Below are 3,467 nucleotides of genomic sequence, written 5' to 3'. Positions count from 1 at the left end.
CGTGTGTGTTGTTTGAGAATTGCACAGTGGACGCGAGCATCTTTGTTGTAAGTAATGAAGAGCGTACGGTGGATGCCTTGGCACCAGGAGCCGATGAAGGACGTAGGAGGCTGCGATAAGCCTCGGGGAGCTGTCAACCGAGCTGTGATCCGAGGGTGTCCGAATGGGGAAACCCAGCACGAGTGATGTCGTGTTACCTGCACCTGAATATATAGGGTGTGTGGAGGGAACGTGGGGAAGTGAAACATCTCAGTACCCACAGGAAGAGAAAACAATTGTGATTCCGTGAGTAGTGGCGAGCGAAAGCGGATGAGGCCAAACTTTGTGCGTGTGATACCCGGCAGGGGTTGCGTATGGAGGGTTGTGGGGTTTGTTTTGTCGATTCTGCCGGATCGGCCGACAGTAAGAAATCATGGTGTTAGTCGAAGTGGTCTGGAACGGCCTGTCGTAGAGGGTGAGAGTCCCGTAGACGAAAATACTGTGACTGTCGTAGCGAATACCCAAGTAGCAGCGGGCCCGTGAAATCTGCTGTGAATCTGTCGGGACCACCCGATAAGCCTGAATACTCCCTGGTGACCGATAGCGGACTAGTACCGTGAGGGAAAGGTGAAAAGTACCCCGGGAGGGGAGTGAAATAGTACCTGAAACCGTGCGCTTACAATCCGTCAAAGCCTGCGAGTGACTTGTTCACTGTGGGTGATGGCGTGCCTTTTGAAGAATGAGCCTGCGAGTTAGTGGCATGTCGCGAGGTTAACCCGTGTGGGGTAGCCGTAGCGAAAGCGAGTCCGAATAGGGCGTATCACCGTGAGGTGTGTAGTGGCGTGTTCTAGACCCGAAGCGGAGTGATCTACCCATGGCCAGGTTGAAGCGACGGTAAGACGTCGTGGAGGACCGAACCCACTTAGGTTGAAAACTGAGGGGATGAGTTGTGGGTAGGGGTGAAAGGCCAATCAAACTCCGTGATAGCTGGTTCTCCCCGAAATGCATTTAGGTGCAGCGTCACGTGTTTCTCGTCGGAGGTAGAGCTACTGGATGGTCTAGGGGGCTTACCGGCTTACCGAAATCAGCCAAACTCCGAATGCCGATGAGTGAGAGCGTGGCAGTGAGACTGCGGGCGATAAGGTTCGTAGTCGAGAGGGAAACAGCCCAGATCGCCAGCTAAGGTCCCTAAGCGTGTACTAAGTGGAAAAGGATGTGGGGTCGCGAAGACAACCAGGAGGTTGGCTTAGAAGCAGCCACCCTTGAAAGAGTGCGTAATAGCTCACTGGTCAAGTGATCCTGCGCCGACAATGTAGCGGGGCTCAAGTACACCACCGAAGCTGCGGCACTCACACAATAGCCCGCATTCCCTTTACGGAGGGTCTGCCAGGTGTGTGGGTGGGTAGGGGAGCGTCGTGCAGCCGTGGAAGCATCGGAGTGATCCAGGTGTGGAGGCTGTGCGAGTGAGAATGCAGGCATGAGTAGCGAAAGACGAGTGAGAAACTCGTCCGCCGAATGACCAAGGGTTCCTGGGCCAGGTTAATCCGCCCAGGGTGAGTCGGGACCTAAGACGAGGCCGACAGGCGTAGCCGATGGACAACGGGTTGATATTCCCGTACCCGTGTGAACGCGCCCATGGTGAATCAGTGATACTAACTGCCCTGAATCCCGGTGACTGATCTCTTTCGAGAGTGAGGCGTCGGGTGGATGCGTGGGACCTGATCTGGTAGTAGCCAAGCGATGGGGTGACGCAGGAAGGTAGCTGGGCCAGTCAGTGGTTGTACTGGTGTAAGCCTGTAGGGCGAACGGTAGGCAAATCCGCCGTTCATTCAAGCCTGAGAGGTGATGCGTAGCCGATTGAGGTGAATTCAGTGATCCTATGCTGCCGAGAAAAGCCTCTAGCGAGCTTTCACACGGCCCGTACCCCAAACCGACACAGGTGGTCAGGTAGAGAATACTAAGGCGATCGAGATAACTATGGTTAAGGAACTCGGCAAAATGCCCCCGTAACTTCGGGAGAAGGGGGACCACGCTCGGTGATCATCCTTGCGGTGTGAGCTGGGTGGGGTCGCAGAGACCAGTGAGAAGCGACTGTTTACTAAAAACACAGGTCCGTGCGAAGTCGTAAGACGATGTATACGGACTGACGCCTGCCCGGTGCTGGAAGGTTAAGAGGACCGGTTAACTGCCCTTGTGGTGGTGAAGCTGAGAATTTAAGCCCCAGTAAACGGCGGTGGTAACTATAACCATCCTAAGGTAGCGAAATTCCTTGTCGGGTAAGTTCCGACCTGCACGAATGGCGTAACGACTTCTCAGCTGTCTCAACCATAGACTCGGCGAAATTGCATTACGAGTAAAGATGCTCGTTACGCGCGGCAGGACGAAAAGACCCCGGGACCTTCACTATAGCTTGGTATTGGTGTTCGGTTCGGTTTGTGTAGGATAGGTGGGAGACTGTGAAGCGGTGACGCCAGTTACTGTGGAGTCGTTGTTGAAATACCACTCTGATCGTATTGGATACCTCAACCTCGGACCATGATCTGGTTCAGGGACAGTGCCTGGTGGGTAGTTTAACTGGGGCGGTTGCCTCCCAAAATGTAACGGAGGCGCCCAAAGGTTCCCTCAGCCTGGTTGGCAATCAGGTGTCGAGTGCAAGTGCACAAGGGAGCTTGACTGTGAGACTGACAGGTCGAGCAGGGACGAAAGTCGGGACTAGTGATCCGGCACCGGCATGTGGAAGCGGTGTCGCTCAACGGATAAAAGGTACCCCGGGGATAACAGGCTGATCTTCCCCAAGAGTCCATATCGACGGGATGGTTTGGCACCTCGATGTCGGCTCGTCGCATCCTGGGGCTGGAGTAGGTCCCAAGGGTTGGGCTGTTCGCCCATTAAAGCGGCACGCGAGCTGGGTTTAGAACGTCGTGAGACAGTTCGGTCTCTATCCGCCGCGCGCGTAAGAAACTTGAGGAAGGCTGTCCCTAGTACGAGAGGACCGGGACGGACGAACCTCTGGTGTGCCAGTTGTTCCACCAGGAGCACCGCTGGTTAGCTACGTTCGGAAGGGATAACCGCTGAAAGCATCTAAGCGGGAAGCCTGTTCCAAGATGAGGTTTCTCACCCCCACGAGGGGGTAAGGCCCCCGGCAGACCACCGGGTTGATAGGCCAGAACTGGAAGTCGGGTAACCGATGCAGGTGACTGGTACTAATAGGCCGAGGACTTACCACAAAGAAGCTACGCGTCCACTGTGCAATATCTGAAACAACACACGAAGTGTATTCAGGTACACAACTACATAGAACCAAGAACGAACACACACACTGTGTGTGTCTCCGACTTCGGTTCGCTCGTGACACTGTTTCGCAGAGTTACGGCGGCCATAGCGGAGGGGAAACGCCCGGTCCCATTCCGAACCCGGAAGCTAAGCCCTCCAGCGCCGATGGTACTGCACCCGACAGGGTGTGGGAGAGTAGGACACCGCCGAACACA

At 55.2% G+C, this 3,467-nt stretch carries 2 rRNA genes; both read left to right on the top strand.

The window, feature by feature from the left end:
- Nucleotides 1–45 precede the first annotated feature (45 nt).
- Nucleotides 46–3,206, top strand: a 23S ribosomal RNA gene (locus tag CHB96_RS29260).
- Nucleotides 3,207–3,347: 141 nt separating this feature from the next.
- Nucleotides 3,348–3,464: ribosomal RNA gene (gene rrf / locus CHB96_RS29255) — 5S ribosomal RNA — on the top strand.
- Nucleotides 3,465–3,467 lie beyond the last annotated feature (3 nt).

This window comes from Rhodococcoides kyotonense, assembly GCF_900188125.1.
Classification (GTDB): Bacteria; Actinomycetota; Actinomycetes; order Mycobacteriales; family Mycobacteriaceae; genus Rhodococcoides; species Rhodococcoides kyotonense.
This window is presented reverse-complemented; position numbering and strand designations above follow the sequence as displayed.